The sequence below is a fragment of the Dyella ginsengisoli genome (genome assembly GCF_044904665.1).
Classification (GTDB): Bacteria; Pseudomonadota; Gammaproteobacteria; order Xanthomonadales; family Rhodanobacteraceae; genus Dyella_A; species Dyella_A ginsengisoli.
In genome coordinates, this window is record NZ_JADIKM010000001.1 from 262,612 (window position 1) to 283,961 (window position 21,350).

A 21,350-nucleotide genomic window follows, 5' to 3' on the forward strand; every position below is an offset into this window, starting at 1 on the left:
TGGATCAGCCCGCCGCACGAACGTGCTGCCTGCGACAGCCTGCCGCCGATTCAGCCCGGCTTGCCGTCCGCGCGCGGGGTCAGGTAGATCCACGCCGAACGCAGTACCCACGGCGCGAAGGCGATCAGCCAGCCCGCCGCGGCGAGCACCAGCCAGCGGTAGCCGTCCGTCCTCGTCTCGGCGAACACACGCAGCAGCACCACGCCCTGCAGCAGGGCGAAGCACACCCACGGCAGCGTGCCCATCTGCAGCGCGCGCCCGGAATGCCCCTGGGTCACCCGCGTCACCATCGCCACCAGCATCGAGCCGAAGTAGCCGATGGTCAGCACGTGCAGCGGCGCCAGGCCGAGCGCCATCCGTCCACTCGCCAGCAGCCACGCGCTCTGCCACGCGTACAGCGCGAAGGCCAGCGGCAGCCAGGCAAAAGCCAGGTGCAGCGCCAGCAGCAGGCCGGGCCGGCGCGCCTGCCACGGCCGCCACATCAGCGCGTGCGCGCCGAACAGCAGCGCCAGCGGCGCGTCGGCGAGCCAGCGCCACGCGTTGGCGCCGGCCAGCTCCAGCGTCACGTGCGCGGCCAGCAGCGTCCATGCCAGCGGCAGGCTCCAGCGCGGCCGCCACATGCGGTAGCCGGCGATCACGTTACCGCTGAAGAACGGAATCATCCGGTGGCACACGCTGAAGTACACCGGCAGCAGAAAGCCGAATACGCCGAGCTGGACCGCCAGCGTCATCGCGGCCGGCGGCGCGCCGAACAGCGCGGCCAGTCCGGCGGCCAGCCCCACCCAGCCCATCGCCACGCCGGCCAGGCACGACCACGCGTGCGACTGCCGCGTCGTCGACGCGCGCAGCACCTGCGCCAGCGTGAACAGCGCGATCGAATACCCCATGGCGATCAGCAGCACGCCCGCGCGCAGCAGCGCGAGGCTGCCGAGCAGGCCGACATGCGCCAACAGGTAACCGCCGAACACCGCGCCGGCCACCGGCACGTAACGCGCACGGCCCAGTGCGGGACGGTCCAGCCAGCGCGGGAACACCGTCAGCAGAAAGCCGAACATGAAGAGCGGCAGCATGCCGTACACCGCGAGCAGCGCATGCCCCCACGCTGGCGGCACCGGCGGCTGCGGCCAGTGCACCCAGCCGTAGCGCAGCGACGCCAGCTGCAGCGTCCACCACGTCATGCTGGTGAGCACCGCGCAGGCGCCGGCGAAAAACAGCAGGCGATGCGGCGCCTGGGCGAGGATGTCCGGCAGGCGCGTCGGCCTGATCGGGGAAACGACGGCATCGCGCATGGCGTGACTCAGGTAGAGATCGAGCCGTCATGCTGCGGATCGCGCTGCGCGGTCGCCCTGATCTGGGTCAGCGCGCGGTGCACGGGTTGCGCTGTGGCATCACCGCAAGCATCCGCTCCGTGCCGTCTTCCGCGAGCTCAGGTAAAGCCCTTAGATGGCTCAGGGCGCGAGTGGTTTTGCTTCCTCGCCGCGGGGGCGAGGTTCAAGGCGTATGCGAGGTTCTGCTCTCCCCCCCGTTGGGAAGAGGGCTGGGGTAGGGGCGCTACGGAGCGCAATGCGCAAACTGTGTCGAGCACAGCGACGCGTCGCACCAGCGGTGGTAGCCCGACGCACGTGCTGCCGGGGCGTGCCCCGCCCAGGCGCGGCCACGTCACGCCCCCCGCTCAATCCGGCAGCAGGTTCTGCCCGATCTTCTCCAGCCCCTTGACGTCGAGCAGTTCCAGCTCGCGACCCTCGATGGCGATCAGGTGCTGGCTGCGGAAGCGGGTGAGCACGCGGCTCACCGTTTCGGCGGCGAGGCGCAGGTAGTTGGCGATGTCACCGCGCGACATGCTCAGCGTGAAGCGCGTGCCGGAGAACCCGCGTGCGGCGTAACGGCTGCCGAGGTCGCACAGGAAAGCAGCCATGCGCTCGTCCGCGCTGTGATCGCCGGCCAGCAGGCTGGCGGTGCCCAGCTCCTTGCTGAGCAGGCGGAACAGGTGCTGCTGTACCGCCGGCATGCGCGCGGCCAGCGCGCTCATCGCGGGGAACGAGAAGCGGCAGAACTGGGTGTTTTCCAGCGCGACCGCGTCGCACGGGAAATGCTCGGGATAGATCGCGTTGAGGCCGATCACCTCGCCGGGCAGGTAGAAGCCCAGCACCTGCTCGCGGCCGTCCTTGTCGACCAGGCAGGTCTTCACCGTGCCGGCGCGCACCGCGAAGATCGCGCGGAACGGATCGCCGGTGCGGAACACGTGATCGCCGTTGCGGTAGGGCCCGACGTGCTCGACCAGGCAGTGCAGCGATTCCAGCTCGGGCTTGCCGTAGCCCACCGCGATGCAGGCGCCGGCAAAGGCGCAGGTGCGGCAGAAGTGGACCTCGTCGCCGTCGTTGGCGATGGGGCTGGGCGGATCGGGCAGGCGTCCTGCCGGATGACTGGAGCGCATCGTGGATGACATCCGGTGGCGTGGGGTCAGATGGCGCGCGAGTAGCGTGTCGGCGACGCGTCATCATCAAGGTACGCATCGAAGCACATCGCGATGATACGCAACAGAAGGCGTCCGCGCGAAGTCACCCGGATCATCCGGTCATCCAGCGTCACCAGGCCGTCGTCGGCCAGCGCGCGCAGGCGCTCCAGAGCCTGCGCGAAATAAGTTGCGAAAACCAGCCGGTGGCGCGTGCCGAAGGCGGCCATGTCCAGCTCGCCGTGGCACATCAGCTCGCCGATGGCGGCGCGGCGGATCAGGTCGTCCTCGTCCAGGTGCAGGCCGCGGGCCACCGGCAGGCGGCCGGCGTCGAGCGCGGCGTAGTAGCCGGTGAGGTCGCGGGCGTTCTGGCTGTAGCTGTCGCCGATGCGGCCGATCGCGCTCACGCCCAGTCCCACGATGTCGCAGTCGCCGTGGGTGGAGTAGCCCTGGAAATTGCGCTGCAGCTGGCCGGCGCGCTGCGCCCGCGCCAGCTCGTCGTCGGCGCGGGCGAAGTGGTCCATGCCGATATAGACGTAGCCGGCCGCGGTGAGCCGTTCCAGCGCGCGGCCGAACAGCGCCAGCCGGGTCGCCGGATCGGGCAGTTCGGCCGCCTCGATCTGCTGCTGTGCCTTGAACATCGCCGGCAGGTGCGCGTAGCCGTACACCGCCACGCGGTCCGGCGCCAGCGCGATCACTTCGGTGAGCGTGCGGTCGAAGCCGTCCAGCGTCTGCCGCGGCAGGCCGTAGATGAGATCCACGCTGGCCGAGGCGAAGCCGGCCTCGCGCGCCGCGTGCAGCACCTCGGCGGTCTGCGCCACGCTCTGGATGCGGTTCACCGCCGCCTGCACGGCGGGATCGAAGTCCTGGATGCCCACCGAGATGCGGTTGAAGCCCAGCTCGGCCAGCCCGCGCACGTAGGCGGCATCGGCAAAGCGCGGATCGATCTCGATGCCGTATTCGCGCTCGTCGTCGCGCGCAAAGCTGAAGTGGCGCGCCAGCGACTCCATCAGCTCGCGCATGCGCGGCAGGTCGAGGAAGTTGGGCGTGCCGCCGCCGAAGTGCAGCTGGCGCACCGGACGGTCGCGGTCGAACAGCGGCGCGATCAGCTCGATTTCGCGCACCAGCCGCTCCAGATAGCGGTCCGCCTTGCCCACGTCGCGGGTGATCACCCGGTTGCAGCCGCAGTAGAAGCACGGGCTCATGCAGAACGGCACGTGCACGTACAGCGACAGCGGGCGCGGGATCGGCTCCTCGTTGGAGTCGCGGATCGCCCTGCGCAGTGCCGTCTCGTCGAAGTCGGCGCGGAACTGCGGTGCGGTCGGATAGCTGGTGTAGCGCGGACCGTTGACGTCGTAGCGGGCGATCAGCGCGGCGTCGAAGGTCGGCGGTTCGATGGGGGCGGCGGCGATGGTTTCCATGCCGCGCACTGTCGCCGGTGTCCGCGCACTTCGCCTTGACCGGGATCAGGCGTCGAGGACATGGGCCCACCGGCGTTCCGGCCGCGAAAAGCCTCTCACATGGGTAGCACAGTATTTGTGGGCCCGCCAGGACTCGAACCTGGAACCAAGGGATTCGCTTGTTCCGAAGGTTTCCCCTCGGCGCGGACTATCTCTTCGCCCGCCGTGCGACGCAGTGATGCGCGTACGGGTGGGGCGCGGGACGCTCGAGCCTGTGATCAAGGGCACTGCAGCCCTCAGGTAGTCTCTGCACCTTCCGCCGGTGTACCGGCGGCTTGGCTCAGGGTTGCCACCGGCCGCGTTGCGCCGCTGAGGTTTCCCTGAATTCATCCCGATCCCAGCCGCGGATTACGCCGCGGTGGCACCTTTCGATGAGTCCCCTGCTCTAACCATTGAGCTACAGGCCCATGCTCGCATGGTAGCAACGAATCGTGCCGCAGGCTCCGTTTTTTCGGATTATGGTTGCAGCATGGAATCCAGACGAAAGTGCGTAGTGTGCCGAAAGCTGCTGGCGGGTCGGCAGCGAAAATTCTGTTCGCGCGGCTGCAAGAACAAGGACACCAACCACCGTCACCAAAGCTACGCCTGTCAGCAGGCACGCGGCCTCCGGCGCAAGTGCCTGCTTATCGCGGAAGCCGGCGGACGTTGCACCCGCTGCGGGTACTCAAGGAATCTGGCCGCGCTGACATGGCACCACGCGGATCCGGCGAAGAAGTCGTTCAACCTCGACATGCGCGCCCTGTCAAACCGGAGCGATGGCGAGGTCCGGTCAGAGCTCGCGAAATGCATCCTTCTATGCGCCAACTGTCACGCCGAGGAACACTTTCCCGATCTGGCGGCGGTGAGCAGGTCCTGAAATGACAACGGCCGCATGCGCGGCCGTTGTCGATTACCAGGTGGCGGCGCTTACTCCAGGTCGAGGAACGAGCGCAGCTGTTCCGAGCGGCTGGGGTGGCGCAGCTTGCGCAGCGCCTTGGCCTCGATCTGGCGGATGCGCTCGCGGGTGACGTCGAACTGCTTGCCGACCTCTTCCAGCGTGTGGTCGGTATTCATGTCGATGCCGAAGCGCATGCGCAGCACCTTGGCCTCGCGCGGGGTGAGCCCGGCGAGCACGTCGCGCACGGTTTCCATCAGGCCGGTCTCGGTGGCCGAGTCGATCGGCGAGCTGGCGTTGCCGTCCTCGATGAAGTCGCCCAGGTGGGAGTCCTCGTCGTCGCCGATCGGGGTCTCCATGGAGATCGGCTCCTTGGCGATCTTCAGCACCTTGCGGATCTTGTCCTCGGGCATGTCCATCTCCTTGGCCAGTTCCTCCGGCGTGGCCTCGCGGCCGAACTGCTGGAGCATCTGGCGGGAGATGCGGTTGAGCTTGTTGATCGTCTCGATCATGTGCACCGGGATGCGGATGGTGCGCGCCTGGTCGGCGATCGAGCGAGTGATCGCCTGGCGGATCCACCAGGTGGCGTAGGTCGAGAACTTGTAGCCGCGGCGGTATTCGAACTTGTCCACCGCCTTCATCAGGCCGATGTTGCCCTCCTGGATCAGGTCCAGGAACTGCAGGCCGCGGTTGGTGTACTTCTTGGCGATCGAGATCACCAGGCGCAGGTTCGCCTCGACCATTTCCTTCTTGGCGCGACGGGCCTTGGCCTCGCCCACGCTCATGGCGCGGTTGATGTCCTTGATGTCGGTCAGCGGCAGGAACAGCTTGCGCTCGATGGCGGCGAGCTTTTCCTGCTCGGCGTCGATCGCTTCCTTGTGGGTCTTGATGTTCGGCGACCACTTCTGGCGCTTGCGGCCCAGCTCGGCCGCCCACTCCAGGTTGCCCTCGTTGCTGGGGAAGGTCTTGAGGAACTCGGCCTTGGGCATCTTCACCTGCTTGACGAAGATGTCCATCAGCACGCGCTCGTGGTGGCGGATGTCGCCCACCACTTCGCGCAGCTTGCGCACGAAGCTGTCGATCAGCGCGGACGGCAGCTTGAGCTTGAGGAACTCCTCGGCCATCTGGTCGCGCAGCTTGACGATCTTCTTGTCGGTGATGCCGGTGGCCTTGGGCGCGGCCTTCTGGAACTTGCCGTAGTAGTCGCGCAGCAGTTCCATGCGGCGCTTGACCTCTTCCGGATCCGGACCGGTCGGGCCGGCTTCCTCGTCCTCGGTGGCGGTGGTGTCCTCTTCCTCTTCTTCCTCGCCCTCTTCTTCCACGCGGTTCGCGGCCGCTTCCTCGGCTTCGGCGAGGGCGGCGTCGGCGGCGGCTTCCAGGTCGAGGAAGCCGGCGAGGATCTCGGACAGGCGGCGCTTGCCGTCCAGGTGCTGGTCATACTCTTCCAGCAGCAGCTCGATGGTCAGCGGGAAGCTGGCCAGCGCGGTCTGCACCTGGCCCAGGCCTTCCTCGATGCGCTTGGCGATGGCGATCTCGCCCTCGCGGGTGAGCAGCTCGACCGTGCCCATCTCTCGCATGTACATGCGCACGGGGTCGGTGGTGCGGCCCACTTCGGCGTCCACTGCCGACAGCAGGGCCACGGCCTCTTCGGCCGCGGCTTCGTCGTCGGTGCCGCTGCCGGCCTTGTCGGCCAGCGGATCGGCGTCCGGCGCCGCGTCGTGCACTTCGATGCCGACGCCCTTGAGCACCGCCATGATGTCTTCGATCTGCTCCGGATCGACGATGTCGTCGGGCAGGTGGTCGTTGATCTCGGCATAGGTCAGGTAGCCCTGCTCCAGACCCTTGGAGATGAGCGCCTTGATTTCTGACTGTTGCTCGGGAGCTTTGCTATTCATACCTACCGCCGCGGATGCAGGAACCGATCAGTATAACGATGTGCTGCTTTTTTGACCAGTTTTCAAGTGGGGTTCGAAAGCGGATCGGGCAGCAAGAATCGCGCCAGATCGCGCCGTGACACGGGTGTGTGTGCGGGCGGGCCATCAGCTTTCGAGCCAGAAGGTGACCGGTCCGTCGTTGACCAGATGCACCTGCATATGGGCGCCGAAGCGGCCGGTTTCCACCCGCGGGTGCGCAAGGCGGGCCAGCTCGACCAGGCGATCGAACCAGTGCCGGCCGTGCTCGGGCGCGGCAGCCGTGGTGAAACTCGGTCGCATGCCGGAACGGGTGTCGGCGGCCAGGGTGAACTGGCTCACCAGCAGCAGGTCGCCGCCGATGTCGGCGACCGAGCGGTTCATCTTGCCGGCTTCGTCGGCAAACACACGGTAACCGAGCAGGCGCTGCAGCATGCGCTGCGCCTGTGGCTCGCCGTCGTGCGGCTGCACCGCCACCAGGGCCAGCAGGCCCGGGCCGATGGTGCCGACAGTTTCGTGGTCGACGGACACATGCGCGCTGGTGACGCGCTGGATCAGGGCGATCATGCGGGGTTCCGAAACGGGTGCTGCAGCTTATCGCGATCGCCATGCGCCGGCAGCGGGCGGCGGCGGTGCTTCGACTAAACTGGCGCGATGCGTGCAGACATCTACCTGATCTATCTCCTGCTGCGCCTGCTGGCACTGCTGCCCCTGCGCGCCCTGCACGCCCTGGGTGCCGGGATCGGCCGGCTGCTGCTGGCGCTGGGCGCGCGCAGCGCCGACGTCGCCGCGGTGAACCTGGCGATCACCTGCCCCGGACTCGATGCGGCTGCCCGTCGCGCGCTGCTGCGCGAGGCGATGGCCGAGGGCGGCAAATCGGTGACCGAGATCATCAAGGTGTGGGGCAGCGGCGCCGGGCGCGCGCTGCAACTGGTGCGCGAGGTGCGCGGCGCGGAGCTGTTCGACGCGGCGCTGGCCAGCGGCAAGGGGGTGATCATCGCCGCACCGCATCTGGGCTGCTGGGAATTGCTCAACTACTGGCTGTGCAGCCGCACGCCGATGGCCATTCTCTACCGGCCGCCGCGGATCGCTGCGATCGAGCAGCTGCTGCGCAAGGTACGCGGCGCGCTGGCGCCCGAGCAGGTGCGCGCCGAAGGCGCTGGCGTGCGCACGTTGTACAAGCGGCTGGCGGCCGGCGGCACGGTGGGCATCCTGCCCGACCAGAAGCCACGCGCCGGCGATGGCGAGATCGCGCCGTTCTTCGGTCGAGACGCGCTGACCATGGTGCTGCTGCCGCGGCTGGCCGCGCGCACCGGCGCGACCGTGCTGTTTGCCTTCGCCGAGCGGCTGCCGCGCGGGGCGGGTTTCCGCATCCATCTGCTGCCGGCGCCGGCCGGGCTGGGCGATGCCGATCTCGCAACGGCCTGCGCCGCGCTCAACCGCGGCGTGGAAACCTGCGTGGAGCACGCCTTTGCGCAGTACCAGTGGCAGTACAAGCGTTTTTCGGCCGACGGGCTGGTGAGCCCGTACGACGGTCCGGGCCGCGTCGCGGTCGACTGATTCCCTCGGCCGTCTTGGCAGCCTGTCGGACTTGAGTTGGCCCGGCTGAAAATCCTTCTGCGCGGTCCATATCTCCGCCGCTTATTGGCCCATGGCGCCACCATGGGCCGGCGAACCGTCGAACATCTGTCCTCACGCAGACGGGCTTTCGCCTCGACCACTCAAGTCCGACAGGCTGCTAGCGCGCCAGCCGTTTGAGGAAGACGGTCATTTCCTTCGCCGCTTGCTGGTCGCCGCGTTCGCTGGCCACGACGATGCCCTGCCGCCACGCGGCGGCGGCGCCGTGGTGGTCGTGCAGGGCGAGGCAGGCCTTGCCCAGCGCCTTCCAGGCGGCGGAATAGCGCGGGTCGAACTCGACCGCGCGCTGCAGTTCGGCGCGCGCGGTGGCCGCATCGCCCTCGTCCAGCAGCGCGCTGCCCAGGGAGTACCGCAGCAGCGCGCCGTCGCGCGGTCCGCCGCACTGGGCGCGCAGGGCCGCGATGCGGTCGCTGTTCACGGCCGCAGCGGCGCCGGATAGATGCGGGTGGGCGTGGCCGGCTCGGGCGGCTGGCGGCCCGCCTGCACGTCGGCCAGCACGGGGGCCTGCCAGATCACGATCCACGACGAGCGGAACGGCTGCACCAGCAGCGCGTAGCGGCGATCGTCGGCACCGAGTTTTTCCGGATGGGTGACGATCACCCCGTTCGGATGCTCCTGGGCGAACGCGGCGATCGCCCCCTCGCCGCGCATCTCGGTGATCGGCCGGGTCAGCCGAGCGGCGAAGTGGAACTGTGCGTCGTAGGCGCCCACGTAGGCGATCGGGCGCTGCTCGGCTTCGGCCGCCGCCAGCAGCTCGTTCGAAGGCGTGAGGTCGTACTTGTGCCACGCGGTGAGCGTGAACAGTGTGTTGAACGCCAGCGTGCCGACCAGCCCCGCCACCGCCAGTCGCCGCATCTCGCCGCGTCCGCGCAGCAGCAGCAGCGCGCCCAGCAGCGCGAACAGGATGGCGAAGTAGCGGCTGTAGCCGACCGCCTCGTCGAACCACTCGCCGTGCAGTCGATCGCCAGCCACCAGCGTCGGCAGCACGAACAGGAACACCGCCAGCAACATGCCACCGATAGCCAGCGGCCAGGTGCCCAGCCACGCGGAGGTGGCCAGTCGCGGATGCTGCTCGCGCAGCAGCGCGATCGCGCCGGCCAGCAGCAGGCAGCCGCCGCCCAGCTCGGGCAGCGGGTAGTACAGCTGCTTGCCGCTGATCAGCGAAAACGTGACGAACGCCGGCAGCAGCCAGCACAGTGCGAAGCGGATGCCGGGCGGCAGCGGCCGGCGCAGCATGCCGAGCGCGACGACGGCGCGCGGCCAGGCGCTCAGCGGGAACATCAGCACCGGAATCGCCAGCAGATACCACCACACGGGACGGGCATGGTTCTGCAGGTCCTGCGCCGGCGCGATGCCGTTGACCACGCGCGCCGCGGTCTGGGTGAAGAACAGCCGCTGGCGGTACGCCTCGCCGCCGCTGAAGCCCGCCGGCAGCGCCCACGCCAGCAGCATGCCGGCGCCGAGCAGCACGCCGAGCAGGCCGCGGCCGTACCAGCGCGCGCGGTGTTGGTTGGCCCAGTCGCTCCACAGCGGCCCGAGCAGCCACGGAAACATCACGTGCAGCAGCGTCACCGGGCCCTTGGTCAACAGGCCGAAGCCAATGAACAAGCCGAACAGCAACCAGCGCGGCTCGGCGCGGCGGGCGGTGGGCACCAGGCACAGCAGCGCGGCCAGCGACCACACCGCCAGCGGCACGTCGTACATGATCTGCAGACCGAACAGGAACGCGTAGCTCAGCGACAGCAGCATCCACGGCGTGGCGCGCGCCACCCACGGGCGCTCGGGGAACAGCCGCCGCGCGATCACCGATACCAGCACCAGCTGCGCGCCGCCGAAGATCACTTCCAGCACCCGCGGCCACACGTCGCTGACGCCGAACGCGAACCAGCCGGCGTGGATCATCCAGAACAGCAGCGGCGCCTTCTCGCTGTACGGCGCGCCGTTGACGTGCGGCACCAGCCAGTGACCCTCGTTCCACATCTCCCAGGCGACCGCGAGCGTGCGGGTGGAGAACAGTGGCGTCGGCCCGTGCGCGAAGATCGCCAGCAGCGCGGCGGCCGTCCACAGCGGCAGCCACGGCCACAGGGCGCGCAGGTGTTCGGAACGGCGATAGGCGTTGGATGTCACGGTTGGCCTCAAGGCAGGGTCAGCGCCGCATTCTAGCCGTCCCCGGTGGGCCGCCGGCTCAGCGGACGCGCGCGGGGCCCCAGTAGCCGATGCGCCGGCGCAGCTTGAACTTGCGCCACAGGTTCAGCGGCTTGCGCCTGCGGTTGCGCCCGCCGCGGGCGATGAAGGCGTCGATCGCATCCAGCACGCGCTCGCTGGAGCGGCCATCGCGGTACGGATGGATCGCCGCGCCGAAATCCGCAATCGCCTGCATCAGCTCCGGCGGGCGCGCCAGCGCGCGCTCGATCGCCGGCTCGAAATCCCTGGCGTCGTGGATGTCGATCAGCTGTGGGCCGGGACGGCGGTTGTTGAAGGTGACCACCGGCTTGCCGGTGAGCAGGAACTCGCTCAGGGCGGACGACGTGTCCGAGCACATCATGTCCACCTGCGGGAACAGGTCGAGGATGTTGTCGTCCTCGGCAAAGCGCAGGTGCTCGTTCTGCAGCGCCTGGTACTTGGCGCGGGTCTCCGGGTTCATCTTCGGATGGAAGGTGACGATCCAGCGCCAGCGGCCGTCGCGCGACAGCCGCTTGACCTCCTCGTACAGCGTCTCGGCCGCGCTCCACGACGGTGAAAACGTGGAGTGGTAGAGGATCACCGGCGGTGTGCGCACCGGCGGCAGCGGGCCGGCGATCTCGCGCAGGAACGGGTCGAGCTTGGGCCAGCCAGTCTCGGTCACGGCGAAGTGGCCGAGCTTGTCGGCCAGCGCCTGGAACTGCGCGGTGTCGCGCGGGCCGGTGGTGCAGTACAGGTCGAAGAAGCCGCGGATGTAGATGTGCCGCGGCTTGCCGGCGTCGAAGCCGTGGAACACCTCCACCTTCACCCCGGGGAAGAAGTGCGGCAGGTGGTTGCCCGGGGTGAGCACGGCGATCGGCTTCCAGCGACGCACCTCCTCCACGCTGAGCAGGCGCTCGCCGTCGACCAGGTCTTCCGCGCCGGGGCCGTCGAAGAACCAGGCGGTCTCGCCGCCGCGGGCGCGGATGGCGTCCTGCAGCGGACGCAGGATCGCCAGCGCGTAGCGCTCGGAGCCGTACAGGAGATAGTGCTTGGGCATGATCGTGGGCGCCGGGAAATGCAAAGCGCATAGCTTACGGCGCGGGAACTCGCTTGCCGATGCGGCGGCGGCTCAGCGATCGACGCGGTGGCGCTTGAGGATCGCCTCGGCCTCGGCCACCGACGCCGGGTTGTGGCGCATCTCGTAGTAGCGCATGCGCTTGTACAGCGCGTAGCTGGCCGCGGTCTGCGCGATCAGGAAGCCGCGCCAGCCGTCCAGCATCGCGAGGCGGAACACGTAGTCCTTGACGAAGGCCAGCGCGTAGACAAACGGCGCCTGCCACATCCGCACCGGCTTGCCCTTGTCCAGCCAGTCGCGGCATTTCAGCTCGGCATAGCGCAGCACCTTCAGCTGCTTGTGCGGCAGGGTGGGATTGTTGACGTGGTCGAACGGCGCGTCGAAGGTGGGCGCACTGCCCTCGAAGCGCAGCGACTCGTGCACCCGCGCGTCGGTCCAGCGGGCGCGCTCTCGGTGGTACAGCCGCGCCAGCTTCTCGCCGACCGACGGTCGATACCAGCGCATCGGGCGACCCATGTAGATGGTGCGCCGGCGCAGCCAGGCGGCCGGGGCGTCGCCGGCCATCAGGGCCGGCAGCCCGTTTTCCAGCTCGGCCACCAGCTCCGGCGACAGGGATTCGTCCGCATCCAGCGCCAGGATCCAGTCGTGTGTGCATTGCGTGGTGGCGAAGTTGCGCTGCGGCCCGAAACCCAGCCAGTCCTGGTGCACCACGCGAGCACCGTGGGCACGGGCGATCGCCACCGTGTCGTCGTCGCTGCCGGAGTCCACCACCAGTTTCTCGGCCGCGAAAGGCACCGAATCGAGGCAGCGCCCGATGGTGTGCGCCTCGTTGTGGGTGATGACGACAAGAGTGAGCGGAAGTGTGCGCATGATCGGATTCTAGGGGAATCGGAGACGCCTTCTGCGTGCCCTGCGATAGACTGCGGCGCGGGATCGTCCTGCGGGAATCATTTGATGAGTGGCCACCAAGCTCCCGTTGCCGAAGCCGCGCCGCCGGCCCCGGCTCACCAAGTGCTGCGTGCGGAGGACTCTGCCGCGGGCGCCCATCGACGCCTGACCTTTGCCGTGGTCGTCACCAGCTACAACTACCGTGATTTTGTCATCGAGGCGGTCGAGGGGGCCCTCGGACAAACGCGTGCACCGACCCAGGTCATCGTGGTGGACGACGGCTCGACGGACGGTTCGGCCGAGTTGTTGAAGGAGCGATACTCCTCGGACCCGCGCGTGACCCTGGTGTTCGCGCCGAACGGCGGGCAGCTGCACGGGCTGCAGCGGGGGATGGCGCTGGTCGATGCCGACATCGTGTGCTTCCTCGACTCCGATGACCGCTGGAAGCCGGACTATTTCGAAAAAATCGCGGCTCTTTACGAGCAGCGGCCGGATATCGATTTCGTCTTTTCCGACATGCATCACTTCGACCAGCAGGATCGGATGGTGGGTCTGGGAAACAAGGCCATTGACTTCGGCTTCACGGCACTGACGACTTATGCCTCGACGGTCTGGTACGGCGCCCCGACTTCTGCCGTATCCATGCGCGTCGATTGGGCGCGCCGAGTGCTTGATGTTCCCGATGCGTTCCGCCCGCTGTGGAAAACGTCGCCCGACAATCTGCTGGTGTATGGCGCCAGTGTTCTGGGCGCGCGCAAGTATTATCTGCCGACGGGCAGCGTCGACTACCGCATTCACGGGAGCAACGCGTGGCTCTCCAACCGGAGCGTTGTCCAGTCATACCGCACACTGCTTAAAACGCGCAGTCTCATCGCGTATTACGCGCAGAAGGCCGGTCTCGATGATTCGTGCGTGTCGATGGAGCTTTGCAAACTCGAGTACAGGACCAAGCCGAAACCGCCGTGGATTGAAACCAAGCGGTATATCCGGCTGGTGATGACACGCAGGGTGTGGCCACCGTGGAAGAAGTGGGAGCGCGCCCTGAGCATCCTGATCCGGGGGCTCCGGTCCACGTCATGACGCAACTCCAGCCGCTGTCGACGCCCGCGGATGCCCGCATCAGCGTTGCCGTCATCACCTACAACTGGCCGCCGGCGCTGGCCCTGGTGCTGCGCGCGCTGGCGCTGCAGAGCGAGTTGCCGTTCGAGGTGATCGTGACCGACGACGGCTCGCGCGACGACACCCGCATGCTGCTGCAGGAGATGGCGCGCGATTACCCGGTGCGCCTGGTCAACCTGTGGCAGCCGGACGACGGCGCCCGCATGAGCCGCGCGCGCAACCGCGCGATTGCGGCGGCCCAGGGCGACTACGTGATCCTGCTCGACGGCGACATGGTGGCCGAGCGGCACTTCATCGCCGACCACCGCGCCTTCGCCCGGCCCGGCTGCTTCGTGCAGGGATCGCGCGTGCTCACCGACGCGGCGCTCACCGCCCGCATGCTGGCCGGACAGCGCACCGAGCTGGGCTTTTTCGAGCGTGGCATCGAGCGTCGCCGACACACGCTGCGGATTCCGCCGCTTGCACGCCTGTACGCCCGTCCCGGGCAGCGTCAGCGCGGCGTCAAGAGCTGCAACATGGGCTTCTGGCGCGACGACCTGATCCGCCTCAACGGCTTCAACGAGGCGATGACCGGCTGGGGCCGCGAAGATACCGAGCTGGTGGCGCGTGCCTTCCACGCCGGGCTGCTTCGACGCGACGTGCGCTTCAGTGCGCTGGCCTTCCACCTCTGGCACCGCACGCGCAAGAACGTGGTCGACAACCCCAATGACCGCGTTGTTGACGACACGCGAGCGCGCCGGCTGGTTCGCTGCGATCAGGGCGTGGATGGGCACCTGGCTGAGTTCGTCACTCCGCCCGTCGATCTTCGTGCAGGGCACGTGGCGCCCGTGGCGCCGGCGCACGCCTGACCGGTTCGATCGTCCGTCGGGCCGGATGGTGCCCGCGGTATGGCCCGTTGGTCGGTTTTTCGATGGCCTGTGGTTTCCTCCCAAGGCCGCAGGCCGCGGCAGCGCCCCAAGCCAGCCATTTTATGGCGCGACGCTTCTGTAGCAGCACGCTGTAAGCCAACGCCAGCAGTGGGGCGGCGAGCAGGATTTTCGCAAGATACCGATATCCCGCGGGCCGCCCCTGGTACTTGCAGATGGCCAGGTGCCTGGAGCGGGCGTAATGAAATGCCTTGAGCAGACTGGTTCTGAGGCTTGCGGCCGAGGAGGCGCCGCCGGTGTGAAGGGCGCTTGCAGCAGGTTCGATCAGGCACTCGTAGCCGGCCTGTCGCATGCGCAGGCAGAGATCGTCGTCTTCGTAGAACAGGAAAAACTGCTCGTCGAACCCGCCAATTTCCCGGAAAGCATGAGTCCGTACCAGCAGGCAGCAGCCGTTGAGCCACTGCACGGAGCAGGTGGCGTCCGCGGTTCGGTAAGACTGTCGCTGTTGCCTCTCGTAAAAAGCTGCACGGAAGCTTTTCTGCGGCCGCCGATCCGCCCTCCATCCTTGCGGAGCAACGACACCGGCCAACGGATAGCGATGCATGCATTGGCGCAGGATGTCCAACGCTTCGGGGGCGAGACTGCAGTCTGGATTCAGCAGCAGCGCGAAGGGCGTGAGGACGTGCGCCATCGCCTCGTTGTTTGCGCGCCCGAATCCGCCGTTGTGGTTACGCTGCAGTACCCGCGCCTGCGGGATCAGGCGACGTACCGTCGCTACAGTCCCGTCCGTGCTGCCGTTGTCGACAACGATGACCTGGGGAAACGGCTGCAGCTGTGCGGCGAGCGACTCAACCAGTGCCCGACTCTGGTACGTAACGCAAATTACCGTCACGTCCTCGAAATTTCTTTCGTGCATGGGGCGAGCCGTCCAAGGCTTTTGGGTTAACCATCTCCTGAGCTACCAGGGGCAGGCAGGAGAAAAGAAGTATGAATGTATGCCGATGGGTGAAGTCTGCCCATAGGCAGTTGGCCATGCCTGCAACCAGATAGACCAAAAGCACGCAGACGTAGATATCACGCTGCGGTGGCTCAAGCCGGGCTATGTAGCGTGCAAGAGCACCGAGTAACAGCAGGTAAACCATCAGCCCGGCGATGCCCTGTTCAGCCAGGATCAGCAGCATCTCCTGATGCGGATGTCCCATCAGGAAGCCCCGTTGGTCGGCCATGTCTTGAATGGAGTGCCGGTACAGCGGGAACCACTGGTGGAGACCGTGCCCGAACAGCGGGGCCGAGGCGACCATCGGGAGCGTTCGCTTCCAGAGCTCGAGGCGGATGCCCGAGGACGTCGCAACATGTTGATGCTCGTAGAGATCGATTTCATGCTGCACCGACCGAACCAGGCGATCGCGTACCAGCGGTATCGCCCACAGGCCGGCGGCAATGGCCAAACCCAGCGCTCCCATGGAGAGGAAAGCCTTCCATGCGGGCCAGCGCCGGAACAGCAGGCGCCAGGTCCAGTAAGCGGCCACCGGTAACAGCGTGAGGTAGGTGGTGCGGCTCTGGAGCATGAAGCACACATTGAGCAACGCGAGTCCTGCCATCGCCCCGAGCGCGAGCCTGGCGTGCCGGGATCGCGCGGTCAACGCGGTCGCCAATGCCATCGAACCGAAGATCAGTGTAGCCAAGCCCTGCTGCGTGTATTCCTTGAAAACCGTGTCGCGCATGTGCGCTTGGGCCTGCACCAGCGCGCGTTGGGGGATCAGGTTGGCAGCCATGCCGCAAGAAAGCAGCAGCACCATTGCCATGGCCGCGCCGAACGCGATGAGCGCGCGCTGTCGCCAGCGGTCGTCGTCGAGTACGGAGCCAAGCGCGAGTGGATACCAGCATGCCCAGACGAATGATCCTTTCAGCGGTAGCTGTGCGGTGAGGTACCAAGTGTGCAGGGCACTCAGCATAAGCACGCCCCACCAGACCAGCGCGCCGCGAACGAAGGGGTGGCGCCAGGCGTTTCGCCAACGCGTCCAGGAGTCGATGCCGATCACGGACAGCAAAATGCACAGTCCCAGCGCGACGTTCGTGGCTGGCTTGTTGATCGGAACCACGAACAGGCTGGCGACGGCGCACCAACGTGCGGTCCGCAACGCCGCGGTGCGCAAGCCGGCGATGGTCCCCGGGCGATCAGTCATCGGCGCCACCGCTGCCGTCCTTCGTCCCGGCAGGCACGCAGCCGGCCACCAGTGCATCAGCGCGGAACATCCACCATTCGCGACGGTTGGCGTGGCCGACGTAGGTCGCCTTGCTGCGGTTGACGCACGCGCCCATCGCCGTGTCGAGGCTGAACAGCCAGCGCTGTGCGGGATCGGCCTGCAGCCAGGCCGAAGCGTCCGCGAACTGCTGCGGCCACGGCTCGAGGAAGCCGAACTCGGCGACCGGTCCCTGCGCCATCAACAGGTTCTGTTCCTTCCAGGCGATCAGGCCGATGGCGGCCTGGGGACCGGCGATGGTGCGTGCCTTGCGCATCACGTCCAGCGCGGAGCGGTCGCCGTTGAGCAGCGGGTAGCCCCACAGGCCGTAGACGCTCCACAGCACCGTGGCAAAGGCCAGCCAACCCTGCGGCGCGCGGCGCAGGCGGGTGAGCGCCACAATAACCAGACCGGCAAGGCCGATGGCGAGGAATAGCCACCAGATCTGCGGATCGAGACTTTGCTCCAGCCGCAGCGACCACTTGGGATGTCGCGTCACGGCCAGCGCACCGGCGAGCGCGAGCGCGCCGCTCAGGCCAAGCGTCAACGTGAACACCGCCGCGCGCACGCCGCGTCGGCGCAGCAGGGCCGGCAGCAGCGGTGCCAGCGCCAGCGCGGTGATCGGCAGGGCGGGCAGGATGTAGACGTCGCGCTTGCCCGGGCTCAGCGAGAAGAACAGCAGCACCAGCACGACCCAGCCCAGCGGCAGCAGGAAGCGCGCGTCGCGCCGCTTCAGCCGGCGCCACCACGCGGGCAGCGCCCACGGCAGCAGCAGCGACAGCGGCAGCCAGTCCACCGCGATGATGCCGAGGAAATAGGCGGGTGAATGGAGGTGCCCCGGCGGCGTCGCGTAGCGGTGCACGGTCTGCCCGAACAGGATGTTCTGCACGTACTCGGCGTGCTGCGGGTCGCCGTCCGCCTGCGCGATCAGCACCATCGGCACCAGCCATGCCAGCACCGGTAGCAGGAAGGCTGCCGCGCCCAACGCCCAGCGGCCGGCGCTGCCGTCGAACCGGGCCACGTGCCGCCAGCCGCGCCGACGCACGAACGCAAAGGGAATGAGCATCAGCAGCGCCAGCACGCCCACGCCCTTGGTCACCACGCCCACGCCGGCGAAGAAGCAGCCGATCCAGAACCAGCGCCAGGATGGCCCCAGCAGCAGGTGACGCAACAGGCCGTAGTTGGCCAGCGTGATCCAGCCCAGCAGCAGCGGGTCGATCTGCGCGTTGCGCATCTGGTAGGTGAAGTGGATCGTCACCAGCAGGGTGAGCGCGGCCAGCAGCGCGCTGCGGTGGTTCCACAGCCTGCGGGCGAGGTCGTAGGTCAGCGCCGGCGCGCCGAGTGCCGACAGCAGCGAGGGCAGCAGGAACGCGATGCGCCAGCTGCGCGTGAGGAAGTACGCCAGCGCCTGGGTCCACATGAACACCGGCGGCTTGTCCGGATACAGCTCGTGGCCGCGATGCGGGAACAGCCACTGGCCGTGCTCCACCATCCAGCGCGCGACCAGCGCGAAGCGCGGCTCGTCCGACGGCCACGGATCGCGCAGGCCGATGCCCACGCCCAGCACGAACAGCGCAAACAGGCCGCACCAGATGAGTTCGGCGCGGGCGCTGGACAGCCACAGCGGACGGGCGCGGGACAGGGTGGGGGGCGGTTTCACGACGCGGCGTTCCATCGGGCGGGTGGGGAAATCGGTGCAAGCATAGCCGCGTGCGCGGCGCGGTCGTTCGCGGGTTCTTGCGTCAGGCCTTTTTCTGCAGCACCGCGTAATACATGCCATCGAGGTCGCCGTCGCCCGGCAGGATCTGCCAGCCCACCGCGGCGGCCTGCCCGACCGGCAGCGTGAACCCCACCGCCTCTGCATCGTCATGAGCCGTCAGCAGTTCGGACACCACCGCCTCGTTCTCCGCGCGCAGCACCGAGCAGGTGATGTAGACCAGCCGCCCGCCCGGTGCCAGCAGCGGCCACAGCGCGGACACGATGCGCCGCTGCTGCACGCCCATCGCGGCGATGTCGCTCTCGCGCCGGTGCAGGCGCACGTCGGGACGGCGGCGCAATACGCCGGTGGCCGAGCACGGCGCATCGACGAGGATGCGATCGAACGGCTGCTTCTTCCACGCCGCGGGCGGCGCGCCCGCATCGCCGATCACCACCTTGGCATCCAGCCGAAGGCGCATCAGGTTGTCGCGGATGCGCTCGGCGCGCTTCGCATCGAATTCCAGCGCGGTGAGATCGATGCGTGCGCGCTCCAGCAAGTGGCACGCCTTGCCGCCCGGCGCGGCGCAGGCGTCGAGCACGCGCAGGCCGTCGCGCAGGTCGGCCAGGTCGGCGGCGACCTGCGCCGCGCCGTCCTGCACCGCGAAGAAGCCGTCCTCGAACCCGGGCAGCCGGGTCACGTCGATGCTGTGCGGCAGCACGACGGCATCGGCCAGCCACGGGTGGGCATGCGCCTCATGGCCGCTGGCCTGCAGCTGGGCGATGAAAGCGCCGCGTTCGCTGCGCTGGCGGTTCACCCGCAGCATCAGCGGCGGCTCGCCGTTGTCGGCGGTCATCACCGCGTCGGCCTGCGCTGGCCAGTCGCGCTCGAGTGCGGCGGCCAGCCAGCTCGGGTGTGCGTGGCGGGTGGTCGGTTGCGCGTCGAGACGGGCGATGTGCGTCGCGCGCTCGCGCTGCCAGCGGCGCAGCACCGCGTTGACCATGCCGGCCAGTGCCGGGCGCTTGAGCGTGCGCGTGGCTTCCACCGTGGCGGCCACCGCCGCGTAGTCGCTGAGCTGCAGGATCTCCAGCTGCACCAGGCCCAGCACCAGCAGGGCGTGGATGGCCGGATCCTTGCGACGGATCGGCTTGGCCAGCATCGCGTCGATGGCCGCGTCGAAGCGCAGCCACCAGCGCGCGCCCTCGCTCAGCAGTGCCATCAGCAGGGCGCGGTCGCGCAGGTCGGACAGCTTCGGTGCGCTGCGTTCCATCACCTCGCGCAGCGAGGCTCCGCGAAGGGCGACTTCGGCCAGGCCCTTCGCGGCGAGGGCGCGGGTATCGGGTTTCATCGAGCCGTGCGCAGGTCGGGGCGGGCGTTGAGGTAGTCCGCCGCACCGATGCGCTTGCCACCGGCGCGCTGCAGCGCAGTGATGCGCAGCACGCCCTCGGCGCAGGCGACGTCGATGCCGTCGCGACCGGTGGCCAGCACGCTGCCCGGCGCAGCCTGATGGGCGACGTCGAGCGCGCGCGCCGACCACACTCGGAGCGTCTCGCCGGCGATCGCCGCTTCGGCCACCGGCCATGGATCGAAGGCGCGCACCTGGCGTTCCAGCTCACGTGCCGAGCGGCTGAAATCCAGCCGCGCTTCGGCCTTGTCGAGCTTGTGCGCGTAGGTCACGCCCGCTTCCGGCTGCGGCACCGCCGCCAGCGTTTCGCCGGCCAGGACGCGCTTGAGGCCTTCGGCCAGCACCTCGGCGCCGAGCTGCGACAAGCGGTCGTGGAGGCTGCCGCCGGTGTCGTCGGCGTGGATCGGCGTGCGCCGTTCGAGCAACACCGGGCCGGTATCCAGGCCGGCCTCCATCTGCATCAGGTCGACGCCGCTCTCGTTGTCGCCGGCCAGGATCGCGCGCTGGATCGGTGCCGCCCCGCGCCAGCGCGGCAGCAGGCTGGCATGCACGTTCCAGCAGCCCAGCCGCGGAATCGCCAGCACCTTGCGCGGCAGGATCAAGCCGTAGGCCACCACCACCATCAAGTCGGGTGCATACGCCGCCAGCTGCTCGCGGGCGGCGGGATCCTTCAGCGACTCGGGCTGCTCGACCGCGATACCGGCGTCGAGGGCGGCCTGCTTGACCGGGCTCGGCGTGAGCTTGCGGCCACGACCGGCGGGGCGGTCGGGTTGGGTGTAGACCGCCACCACCTCGGCACCGCTGGCGCGGCAGGCCGCGAGGCAGGGAACGGAGAATTCAGGCGTGCCGGCGAAGACGATGCGCAGCGGGGATGCCCCGCTCAAGCGCTGGCTGCCTGCTTGCGCTGTTTTTCCATGCGCTTGAGCAGCATGGTGCGCTTGAGCGACGAGAGGTAGTCGACGAACACCTTGCCTTCGAGGTGATCCATCTCGTGCTGGATGCAGACCGCCAGCGGGCCTTCGATGTCCAGCAGCACTTCCTTGCCGTCCACGTCGTGCGCCTTCACCTTCACCTTCAGCGCGCGGGTCACGTCGGCGTAGATGCCGGGGAACGACAGGCAGCCTTCCTGATAGACCTGCGAGCCGGTCTTCTCCACGATCTGCGGGTTGATCAGCGCCAGCGGCTGGTTGCGCTCGTCGCTCATGTCGGCCACCAGCACCTGCTGGCTCACCGCCACCTGGGTGGCGGCCAGGCCCACGCCGTTGGCGGCGTACATCGTCTCGAACATGTCGGCGACGAACTGTTCGAGCGCGGCATCGAACACGCGCACGGGCTCCGCGCGGATGCGCAGACGGGGATCGGGGAATTCGATGATGTTGAGTACGGACATGGGCTCACCTCGGTGCCGGAACTGTGGGCATCGTTGCGAAACCCAACCCGGACGCGATCTAGAATGCGGTTTATTGTACGTCGGCAAGCCCGCGTAAGGCAGACAGTTTTGCCAACTGGCTCCAGTTGCGTGGGTTAACGGTTCGGTTACACTCGCGCTTGCACCGGGGGA

At 68.2% G+C, this 21,350-nt stretch carries 19 protein-coding genes; 4 read left to right on the forward strand and 15 right to left on the reverse strand.

Going from position 1 to position 21,350, the window contains the following annotated elements; translation table 11 throughout:
- Nucleotides 1-50 precede the first annotated feature (50 nt).
- The 3 genes from ISP17_RS01215 to hemN form a co-directional block, all read right to left on the reverse strand.
- Nucleotides 51-1,289 (reverse strand): NnrS family protein, encoded by a 1,239-nt coding sequence (locus tag ISP17_RS01215; protein ID WP_404629689.1) that lies wholly within the window; start codon nt 1,287-1,289, stop codon nt 51-53.
- A gap of 383 nt (nt 1,290-1,672) precedes the next feature.
- Nucleotides 1,673-2,434, reverse strand: coding sequence for a helix-turn-helix domain-containing protein (locus tag ISP17_RS01220; protein WP_404629690.1), 762 nt, complete (start codon nt 2,432-2,434; stop codon nt 1,673-1,675).
- A 26-nt stretch (nt 2,435-2,460) separates the two neighbouring features.
- Nucleotides 2,461-3,873 (reverse strand): oxygen-independent coproporphyrinogen III oxidase, encoded by a 1,413-nt coding sequence (gene hemN, locus ISP17_RS01225; RefSeq protein WP_404629691.1) that lies wholly within the window; start codon nt 3,871-3,873, stop codon nt 2,461-2,463.
- Between the two features lie 508 nt (nt 3,874-4,381).
- On the opposite strand from hemN, the gene ISP17_RS01230 reads away from it, so the two are divergent.
- The gene (locus ISP17_RS01230; RefSeq protein WP_404629692.1) at nt 4,382-4,768 is read left to right on the forward strand and encodes a hypothetical protein; all 387 of its coding nucleotides are present in this window, start codon (nt 4,382-4,384) and stop codon (nt 4,766-4,768) included.
- A gap of 50 nt (nt 4,769-4,818) precedes the next feature.
- On the opposite strand, the gene rpoD is transcribed toward ISP17_RS01230, so the two are convergent.
- A complete protein-coding gene (gene rpoD / locus ISP17_RS01235) occupies nt 4,819-6,681 on the reverse strand; it encodes an RNA polymerase sigma factor RpoD (protein ID WP_404629693.1) in 1,863 nt (620 codons plus the stop codon).
- A 144-nt stretch (nt 6,682-6,825) separates the two neighbouring features.
- Entirely contained in the window at nt 6,826-7,263 is a 438-nt protein-coding gene (gene dtd / locus ISP17_RS01240; protein ID WP_404629694.1) for a D-aminoacyl-tRNA deacylase, read from the reverse strand.
- Nucleotides 7,264-7,350: 87 nt separating this feature from the next.
- On the opposite strand from dtd, the gene ISP17_RS01245 reads away from it, so the two are divergent.
- Entirely contained in the window at nt 7,351-8,256 is a 906-nt protein-coding gene (locus ISP17_RS01245; RefSeq protein ID WP_404629695.1) for an LpxL/LpxP family acyltransferase, read from the forward strand.
- Nucleotides 8,257-8,434: 178 nt separating this feature from the next.
- Here the strand turns inward: ISP17_RS01245 and ISP17_RS01250 are convergent, their stop codons facing one another.
- From ISP17_RS01250 to ISP17_RS01265, 4 genes are all read right to left on the reverse strand, one after another.
- Nucleotides 8,435-8,752: a tetratricopeptide repeat protein gene (locus tag ISP17_RS01250; RefSeq protein WP_404629696.1), complete on the reverse strand. Its 318-nt coding sequence runs from the start codon at nt 8,750-8,752 to the stop codon at nt 8,435-8,437.
- Nucleotides 8,749-10,461: an ArnT family glycosyltransferase gene (locus ISP17_RS01255; RefSeq protein WP_404629697.1), complete on the reverse strand. Its 1,713-nt coding sequence runs from the start codon at nt 10,459-10,461 to the stop codon at nt 8,749-8,751. Before ISP17_RS01255 ends, ISP17_RS01250 begins: the two co-directional genes overlap by 4 nt.
- A gap of 58 nt (nt 10,462-10,519) precedes the next feature.
- Complete coding sequence (locus ISP17_RS01260) at nt 10,520-11,554, reverse strand: CDP-glycerol glycerophosphotransferase family protein (protein WP_404629698.1); 1,035 nt, start codon at nt 11,552-11,554, stop codon at nt 10,520-10,522.
- Between the two features lie 72 nt (nt 11,555-11,626).
- Nucleotides 11,627-12,442 carry a glycosyltransferase family 2 protein gene (locus ISP17_RS01265; protein WP_404629699.1) on the reverse strand — a complete coding sequence of 272 codons (816 nt, stop codon included), beginning with the start codon at nt 12,440-12,442 and terminating at the stop codon, nt 11,627-11,629.
- 84 nt (nt 12,443-12,526) lie between these two features.
- Between ISP17_RS01265 and ISP17_RS01270 the strand changes: the two genes are divergently transcribed.
- Both ISP17_RS01270 and ISP17_RS01275 read left to right on the forward strand, forming a co-directional pair.
- The gene (locus tag ISP17_RS01270; RefSeq protein ID WP_404629700.1) at nt 12,527-13,540 is read left to right on the forward strand and encodes a glycosyltransferase family 2 protein; all 1,014 of its coding nucleotides are present in this window, start codon (nt 12,527-12,529) and stop codon (nt 13,538-13,540) included.
- Complete coding sequence (locus ISP17_RS01275) at nt 13,537-14,427, forward strand: glycosyltransferase (protein WP_404629701.1); 891 nt, start codon at nt 13,537-13,539, stop codon at nt 14,425-14,427. The genes ISP17_RS01270 and ISP17_RS01275 overlap by 4 nt, the downstream gene beginning before the upstream one ends.
- Here ISP17_RS01275 and ISP17_RS01280 read toward each other — a convergent pair.
- The 6 genes from ISP17_RS01280 to def form a co-directional block, all read right to left on the reverse strand.
- Nucleotides 14,366-15,361, reverse strand: coding sequence for a glycosyltransferase family 2 protein (locus tag ISP17_RS01280; protein WP_404629702.1), 996 nt, complete (start codon nt 15,359-15,361; stop codon nt 14,366-14,368). The two genes, ISP17_RS01275 and ISP17_RS01280, sit on opposite strands and share 62 nt — an antisense overlap.
- Entirely contained in the window at nt 15,294-16,631 is a 1,338-nt protein-coding gene (locus ISP17_RS01285; protein ID WP_404629703.1) for an O-antigen ligase family protein, read from the reverse strand. Before ISP17_RS01285 ends, ISP17_RS01280 begins: the two co-directional genes overlap by 68 nt.
- A complete protein-coding gene (locus ISP17_RS01290; protein WP_404629704.1) occupies nt 16,624-18,348 on the reverse strand; it encodes an ArnT family glycosyltransferase in 1,725 nt (574 codons plus the stop codon). The genes ISP17_RS01285 and ISP17_RS01290 overlap by 8 nt, the downstream gene beginning before the upstream one ends.
- 82 nt (nt 18,349-18,430) lie before the next feature.
- Nucleotides 18,431-19,732: a 16S rRNA (cytosine(967)-C(5))-methyltransferase RsmB gene (rsmB, locus tag ISP17_RS01295; protein WP_404629705.1), complete on the reverse strand. Its 1,302-nt coding sequence runs from the start codon at nt 19,730-19,732 to the stop codon at nt 18,431-18,433.
- The gene (gene fmt, locus ISP17_RS01300; RefSeq protein ID WP_404629706.1) at nt 19,729-20,673 is read right to left on the reverse strand and encodes a methionyl-tRNA formyltransferase; all 945 of its coding nucleotides are present in this window, start codon (nt 20,671-20,673) and stop codon (nt 19,729-19,731) included. Before fmt ends, rsmB begins: the two co-directional genes overlap by 4 nt.
- Entirely contained in the window at nt 20,670-21,179 is a 510-nt protein-coding gene (def, locus tag ISP17_RS01305) for a peptide deformylase (protein ID WP_404629707.1), read from the reverse strand. Before def ends, fmt begins: the two co-directional genes overlap by 4 nt.
- Nucleotides 21,180-21,350 lie beyond the last annotated feature (171 nt).

Coding starts and splice junctions, on each gene's coding strand:
- ISP17_RS01265 (WP_404629699.1), bottom strand. CDS start 12,442: ATGCGCACACTTCCGCTCACTCTTGTCGTCATCACCCACAACGAGGCG.
- ISP17_RS01230 (WP_404629692.1), top strand. CDS start 4,382: ATGGAATCCAGACGAAAGTGCGTAGTGTGCCGAAAGCTGCTGGCGGGT.
- ISP17_RS01245 (WP_404629695.1), top strand. CDS start 7,351: ATGCGTGCAGACATCTACCTGATCTATCTCCTGCTGCGCCTGCTGGCA.
- rsmB (WP_404629705.1), bottom strand. CDS start 19,732: ATGAAACCCGATACCCGCGCCCTCGCCGCGAAGGGCCTGGCCGAAGTC.
- rpoD (WP_404629693.1), bottom strand. CDS start 6,681: ATGAATAGCAAAGCTCCCGAGCAACAGTCAGAAATCAAGGCGCTCATC.
- ISP17_RS01285 (WP_404629703.1), bottom strand. CDS start 16,631: ATGACTGATCGCCCGGGGACCATCGCCGGCTTGCGCACCGCGGCGTTG.
- ISP17_RS01260 (WP_404629698.1), bottom strand. CDS start 11,554: ATGCCCAAGCACTATCTCCTGTACGGCTCCGAGCGCTACGCGCTGGCG.
- ISP17_RS01280 (WP_404629702.1), bottom strand. CDS start 15,361: ATGCACGAAAGAAATTTCGAGGACGTGACGGTAATTTGCGTTACGTAC.
- ISP17_RS01275 (WP_404629701.1), top strand. CDS start 13,537: ATGACGCAACTCCAGCCGCTGTCGACGCCCGCGGATGCCCGCATCAGC.
- ISP17_RS01215 (WP_404629689.1), bottom strand. CDS start 1,289: ATGCGCGATGCCGTCGTTTCCCCGATCAGGCCGACGCGCCTGCCGGAC.
- dtd (WP_404629694.1), bottom strand. CDS start 7,263: ATGATCGCCCTGATCCAGCGCGTCACCAGCGCGCATGTGTCCGTCGAC.
- ISP17_RS01220 (WP_404629690.1), bottom strand. CDS start 2,434: ATGCGCTCCAGTCATCCGGCAGGACGCCTGCCCGATCCGCCCAGCCCC.
- def (WP_404629707.1), bottom strand. CDS start 21,179: ATGTCCGTACTCAACATCATCGAATTCCCCGATCCCCGTCTGCGCATC.
- hemN (WP_404629691.1), bottom strand. CDS start 3,873: ATGGAAACCATCGCCGCCGCCCCCATCGAACCGCCGACCTTCGACGCC.
- ISP17_RS01270 (WP_404629700.1), top strand. CDS start 12,527: ATGAGTGGCCACCAAGCTCCCGTTGCCGAAGCCGCGCCGCCGGCCCCG.